Origin of the sequence: Lujinxingia vulgaris (genome assembly GCF_007997005.1) — a bacterium.
GTDB lineage: Bacteria > Myxococcota_A > Bradymonadia > Bradymonadales > Bradymonadaceae > Lujinxingia.
Genome location: NZ_VOSL01000040.1, coordinates 20,488 through 27,147 on the forward strand (window position 1 = coordinate 20,488; position 6,660 = coordinate 27,147).

Annotated in this window: 3 protein-coding genes; all 3 read left to right on the plus strand. The window is 67.0% G+C overall.

The features are described 5' to 3' along the window. The first annotated feature begins 57 nt into the window (after positions 1-57). The 3 genes from FRC96_RS08335 to FRC96_RS08345 all read left to right on the plus strand — a co-directional run bounded on the left by FRC96_RS08335 (position 58) and on the right by FRC96_RS08345 (position 6,596). On the plus strand, positions 58-4,620 hold the full coding sequence (locus FRC96_RS08335; protein WP_146974042.1) for a hypothetical protein: 4,563 nt from the start codon (positions 58-60) through the stop codon (positions 4,618-4,620). Further along, on the plus strand, positions 4,620-5,327 hold the full coding sequence (locus FRC96_RS08340; RefSeq protein WP_146974043.1) for a hypothetical protein: 708 nt from the start codon (positions 4,620-4,622) through the stop codon (positions 5,325-5,327). The genes FRC96_RS08335 and FRC96_RS08340 overlap by 1 nt, the downstream gene beginning before the upstream one ends. 111 nt (positions 5,328-5,438) lie before the next feature. Beyond that, on the plus strand, positions 5,439-6,596 hold the full coding sequence (locus FRC96_RS08345) for a PEGA domain-containing protein (RefSeq protein WP_230470021.1): 1,158 nt from the start codon (positions 5,439-5,441) through the stop codon (positions 6,594-6,596). The last annotated feature ends 64 nt before the right edge of the window (positions 6,597-6,660 follow it).

Consider the following 6,660-nt stretch of genomic DNA (forward strand, 5'->3'; position numbering starts at 1 on the left):
ATTCGACAATAAGAGCTGCTCGGGGCTTGCAAGGCCCCACAGGCTGAGGTGATGACAATGAACACGAAACGACAACTTCTGGTCAGCGGGCTGGGGCTGGTGACGATCGCCGGGGCGGGGCTGCTGCTCTCCAGCGCGCCGCGTGCGGTGCATAGCCAGAGCCCGGTGGAGCTTGGCATCGCCCAGTCACCGGTGGTCACCATCGTGTTGGACACCTCCGCCAGCATGCAGTGGACCGAAGAGGGCGAGGGGCGCTACCCGCGTATGGGTATCTCCTCGGGCGATCGTCCCTCGGGCGCCCACAGCGACACCTGGGTGCCGGGCACCTCGCTCAACCTCCCCGGCTCGGCCCGCGTCGACGGCACCCCGGTCAGCGGCACGCCCACGACCACGATGGGCCCGTGCATGGTCTGGCACCCCTTCGACGGGAGCAGCAACCACAAGTGCAACGATTATGTGCGCCCGCCGGCCTGCGGCGACTTCTCCGACTGCGAAGGCTTTCAGAGCGGCAAGGTCACCAACCGTCAGGAAGATGCGCTCGAAGATATGCTGGCCAACGCCGAGATGCGCCTGACCGACAGCAACAAGCCCCGCCACATCCAGCTCAAAGAGATCCTCACCGGCGATATGTACCTGCGCCGGGGCACAGAGACGCGTGTGGGGCCGGGCTGCTGGTTTGTGCCGCGCTTCCGCGGTGCCTCCCAGGAGGAGCAGGTCTGCTGCGGGAGCTTTGACCAGAACAGCTGGTCCTGCGATGGCACCGGCGACCGCTTTGAGGGGCTCATCGACCACGACGATCCGCGTCCCCACTACCAGGAGGTCTACAACGAGCAGGAAGCCAACGGCCTGCTCGACGCGATGGGCCGCACCACGATCTTCTCGGTGGCGATGTTCGACGGCTACCGCTTCGATGGCACGGCCTCGGGCGGGTGGGAGTACCCGATGAACGACATCGTCACCAACGAGGGCAGCAACGCCGGCGACAGCATCGAAGGGGCCGGCTGCGGAAGCCCCCCCTGCTACAACCTGGGGCTCTTCCGCTTTATCGGCCCCACGCGCCTGGAGCTGGGCGCCGACGAGATGGATAACACCTCGGCCTACGTGCAGGAGGCCATCCTCAACGCCGGCTTCATCAACGACCGCGAGGCCTACCTCTCCGGAAAGGTGGATAGCGACGGCAAGAAGAAAAAACGCCCCAAAGGAGCGCAGGGTAACTGGGAGATCCCCATCTTTGACTACCCGCTCAACAAGCAGCCCATCAGCATGGCCAGCCCCTTTGCGGCGGTCTTCCACGACTTGAAGAACTTCTACAGCTACGGGCAGTACAGCCACAGCGATGAAGACAATTCCTCGGATCGGCCTGAGGCCATCAACCCATTTATCGAAGATCGTTATGCGGCCTGTCGACCGCGCCACGTGGTCTTCTTCACCGACGGGTTCCCCGAGCCCGAAGCCCCCGGCGGGGCGGGCAACGGCATCGGCAGCGAGAGCCTCAACCCGGCGTTTGGCTACGATCCGGCCAAATACCAGTACGACATCACCGAGACGGCCATCCTCGACATGCTCACGCAGTCGGAGAGCGAGATGCAGGCCGCCAACAACGGGCAGGCGATCGAGGAGCGCTACGCCCCCCGGGTGCACGTGCTGGCGGTGAACCTGGAAGAGGACAACGAGCGGCGCAAAAACGCCATCAAGAAAGTCGCCACCATGGCGATGCGCGGCGGCACCTGCGCGCAGTACTACCTGCCTCCGGAGATGATTCCGCTGGGCTCTCAGAGTGGTGTGCGCGATAGCGACGGCAACCGACCCGCGGGCACCTGCGATCCGGAGGATTTGAGCCAGCCCTGTCTGGTGCCCCAGGAGATGGGCTTTACCTTCCAGCCCCCTGACGGCAGCGCGCCCTTTACCTGCGATCACCCCGCGTTGATCCTCAACAACAACAGCAAAGCCTCTCTGGTGAGCGCGTTCCAGCTGATCTTCAACGAGATCGCCGGCTCCTCGGGCCTGGCGGCGCGCACGCGCCCCTCGATCACCAGCTACCTGGACACCGAGGGCGAGCAGGGCCAGTACCGCCTCTTCTCCGGGATGCAGATTCAGGGCGATAATGTCTTCTGGAAAGGCGTGCTCAACCGCAAGCTCTACGCCTGCGACGGCGGCGACTCCCTGGTCACCGAGGCAGACACACTCGACGGTCTTCACGACGACGTGAACCGGCTGCGTAAAGCGATCGGCGATCCCCTGGATGATCCGGTGGTTCGCACCGATGTGGCCACCGACCGCCGTCGCGTCTTCACCTCTTTCCCCTCCTTCTTGCTGAAGCCGGGCGATGAGGAGGTCAGCGGCACCGGGCCGGTGCCGGGCTTCTTCCCGATGACTTACGCGCTCAGCCAGGTGCCGACCACCGAAGATGAGTTCGGGGACACCGGCCTGCTGGCGGCCTCCAACACCGGGCGGGTGCTCGGGACGCGGGTGCGTTTTGAGCACGGCAACATGCTCAGCGCTTTTGAGGAGGCGACGCAGACCGCCGACACGTTCTACAACTACTGGGGCGTGCAGGATGATCCGGAGACCGGGGTGACCCGCGAGACGATCATGGACGGCCTGGTCAATGAGTACCGCGGGCGTATTGGACCGAAGGCCGACCGCGTGCTCGGGGCGATCTACAACTCCAACCCGGTCACGGTGGGCCCCCCCGATCTGGATCTTCCCAACGACGGCTACCGCGCCTTCCGTCAGCAGTACGCCGAGCGGCGCACCATGCTCTATGTCAGTACGCTCGACGGTCAACTTCACGCCATTCACACCGGTGAAGATGAGGTTAAAGGACGCGACCTTCCGGCCTCGCTGAATACCACCGTCACCGAGCGCGACAACGTCCCGGCCAAAGATCAACGCGAAGCCTGGGCCTATGTGCCGTTCAGCCTGCACCGCTCGCTGCAGCCCAATCGCCTGCGCGCCGCCCAGTTGATGGACGGCAGCCCGGTCGTCGGAGATATTCGTCTCTGCCACGCCAACCCGGCGCTCAACTCCAACCTGCAGGCCTGCGGCGCGTGGACCGGCCAGGTGCCCAAGGCCGCGCAGTGGCGCACCGTCCTCTTGCAGGGCATGGGCGGGGTCGGCGAGGGCTACTTCGCGCTCGATGTCACCCGCACCGGCTCGGCCACCGAGGCCCCCGATCCCATCGTGCTCTGGGAGTTCAGCCGTGAGTGGGAAGAGCACCAGCTCGCCGAGCTCGACACCTGGCGCTACGCCCCCGAAGATCTCTCGGCCTATGACTCCGAGCTCGATACCTGCCGCACCGCGCTGGAAGACTCGGCGGTGGGCTCGGCGCTCTGCGGGCTCTTTGGCTGCGATGATGACGACGAAGACACCCCCAGCCCCTGGGAGCTGGGCTTTCTGGGGACCTCGGTGAGCGACCCGGCCATGGGTATGGCGGCGATGCGCCTGGGCGACAGCGCCACCGCCGCGCTGCAGCGCCCGATCGCCGTCTTCGGCGCCGGGCTGGCGCCTGAGCGCAATGAGGCGCCGCTCTCCTGCGTCCAGGATATCACCGGCCGCGCCATCTACATCGTCGACCTGCAGACGGGCATGATCATCCGCCGCTTCGTCGACTACCGCGACGAAGATGGTGATATGCAGCGCTTCCCCAGCCAGATGATCGGCTCGCCGGCGCTCTACAGCGACTCGCCAGGTGACGTGGCCACCCGCGGCTTTATCGGAGACGCCAACGGGCGGATGTTCCGCATCGACATGACTCGCCCCGACCCGCGCGAGTGGGAGGTGCAGCTCTTCTTTGATCCGGCCGAGCAGGACTCCCCCTGGATGATCGATCTCAACGCGGAGTACGGCACCGACGTCTTCGGACCGGCGGCTTACCGCCCGGCGCTCTACATGAATGAGAACCGCAACCTGGTGGTCGTCTACGGCCTGGGGACCCCCGGTGAAACCAGTGAGACGAACACCGTGCAGGCGGTTATCGCGATTGAAGAGGACTTCAAAGTTGTGGAAGTCACCACCGGCGGCGTGCAGCAGACCGTCGATGAGATTGTGCCGACCCCGCTGTGGCGCTACTTCCTGGAGCCGCGAGAGCGCCTCACCGGCGAGCCGGTCGTCTTTGATGGCGACGTCTTCTTCACGGCCTATGTCGAGGAGGAGGCTGCCTGCCTGGCGGGCACCTCGCGCATCTACCGTCTCGAGGGCACGCCTTACGACTACGAGTCGGGCCCGGTGGAGGTCGAGGCCAAGGGGGCGTGGACCGAGTACGCCGACGGCGGCTCCGGCTCGCTCGACCCCGCGCTCTTTTTGCTCGACACCGGTGATAGTGACGGTGTGCCCCGCTGGTTTGGTCCGGCGCAGCCCGCCCTGATCCGCGGCCTCTCCATCACGCTGGGCCCGGTCTGCAACGACGTCATCGACGATGAATCGTTGGGGCAGACCGTCCGCGAGTCGCAGGCCAAAAAGCCGCAGCTGACCTTCACCTCGGTGGGCAACGACAGCAACGGCAACCCGACCAGCGGTCCCGGGACGACCAACACCGGCGGGATCGGCGGGTTCAACATTGAGCTTGAGCCGCCGTCGACCCGCTCGGTGCCCTTGAGCTGGACGATTGTGGGGAACTGATGCCAACGCACCTTCGACATCTTCTCATTGCGCTGGGGATCCTTCTCGTCGCGGCGTCATGCCGCGGCGAGGAGGCGCAGGCGCCCGGCGACGATCCGGAGCGCAAGGAGCAACGTGCTCGCGAGCCGGAGCCTGCGCCCGAACCCCGGGAGGTCTTCGGGCTTCCGCTGCCGCCCGATTACAGCGATCGGCTGGAGATCTCCGAGACGATGGTCACCGTGCACACACGCATGACCGTCGAGGAACTCAGCGCGTTTTTCCGCTCGCGCCTGGTCGACTACGAGTACGTGGAGATGTCGGGCCGGGTGCGCGTGCTGCCGCTTCGCCCGCACTCGCCATCGCTGGAGTTCTACATGATCGCCGGGCGCCACGGGCAGCGTGTGATCGATTATCACGCCGCTCCGGATCTGGCGGCCCGCGAGGCCGCCCGGGCGCAGTCGCTCGAAGCGATCGCGGAGAAGGACGAGGATCTGGCCCGCGCGCTGGAGTACGCCCGCGAGAACCCCACCCCCAACCGCGGCGAGCGCGCCCCCTGGCTGAGTGCGATGCGCGGCAAGCCTGTGGAGCTTCGCACCGCCTCCGGCGAGCTGCTGGCCCCGGGCGCGGTCTGGGGAGAGCCCTACACCCCGCCGCCGGGCTCGCCACTCTATGGCGAGCAGAACCGCGAAAACTTCGGTCGCCCCTTCGGCGATTGGCGCATGCACTGAGCGCGCGCTCGCCATATACTCCCTGAACGACACGGGTCCAAACGGCCGCGGCATCAGCATCGCCGCGGTGACCTTCGGTGGCCGCGCGAGATGCGGCCGGGGAGTGAATTGATGCGACGTACTGCGCTCGGAGCGTTCGCGCTCTTGATGGCGATGATGATGGCGATGGGGCAGGCTGCGGCGCAGCCTGGCGAGGTGGTCGACGCGGTGGTCTTCGAGCTGGAGGGCGCCGGCGTGGAGCCCCTTCTCTTGAGCAACTTGAGCGCCGTGCTTCGGAATCAGGCTTTGCAGGTGGGGTCGTTCCGCGTGGTCAACGCCACCCCGCTGCAACGGGAAGAGACCGCCGTGGTCCTGGGCTGTGAGCCGGCCCAGCGCGCCTGTCTGGAGCAAATGGCGGAGTTCAATAACGCGCAGGTGCTCATCTCGGGGGATGTGCGGCGTCGCAACGGAGCGCTGGTGGTGAGCGTGGCGTTTTTTGACCGCCTCAACGACGCCCCGGCCATCGAGGTGCAGCGCGAACTTCAGGGCAGCGACCCGGTGCTGGCGTTTCGCCGGGAAGTCGAGAGCATCTTCGGGGAGCTGGCTGCGCGCATGACGACGCAGCTGGAGGTGCGCGCGCCGCAGCCCGGAGACGCGATCCGCATCGACGGGGTGGTGGTCGGCCACGGTCAGATCACCCGCCAGGGCTTGCCCGAGGGGCGCTACCGGGTCGAGGTGGAGCGCGCCGGCGCGAGGCCCTATGTCGAAGAGGTTGCGCTGGGCGTGGGCGAACCAGTGGTCATTGAGGTGAGCGCGCCCGCGCCACAGGCCGCATCGGCCGAGCCGGCGCCTGACGTATCGGGGAGCGCGGTGCGCTCGCAGCGCGATGTCATAACGCCTGCCGATGAGGCGCGCTCGGAGCGGGGCGTCGCAAGCCTCGCCCCGCCGATCGCCCCCCGAAAGCGATCGCGCCTGGGGGCGTACTCCTCGCTCGGGGTGGGCGCAGTCGCGCTGGGAGGCGCGGCGGCGATGGTGGTGTTGATGCGCGGGATCGAAGAGGACATTGCCACCGAGAACGCCGCCGGCACCATGACCCCCTCGCGCTACGATGAGCTAGTGGGGCGTGGCGAGAGCTACGAGATGGCGCAGTGGGTGCTGCTGGGCGTGGGGATCGGGGCGAGCACGCTGGGCGTGGGGTGGCTTATTGTAAGCTCGGCGCGCGGCGACGATGATCCGGCGCTCGCCCTGGGAGTCGGGCCGGGCTCGGTCGCGCTGCGGGGGCGTTTCTAAACGGCGCCTGGCCGCGGGGCGTGGCGGCGCCGGCGACGGAGCGCCCTCGCCAGAGCGTCGGGCT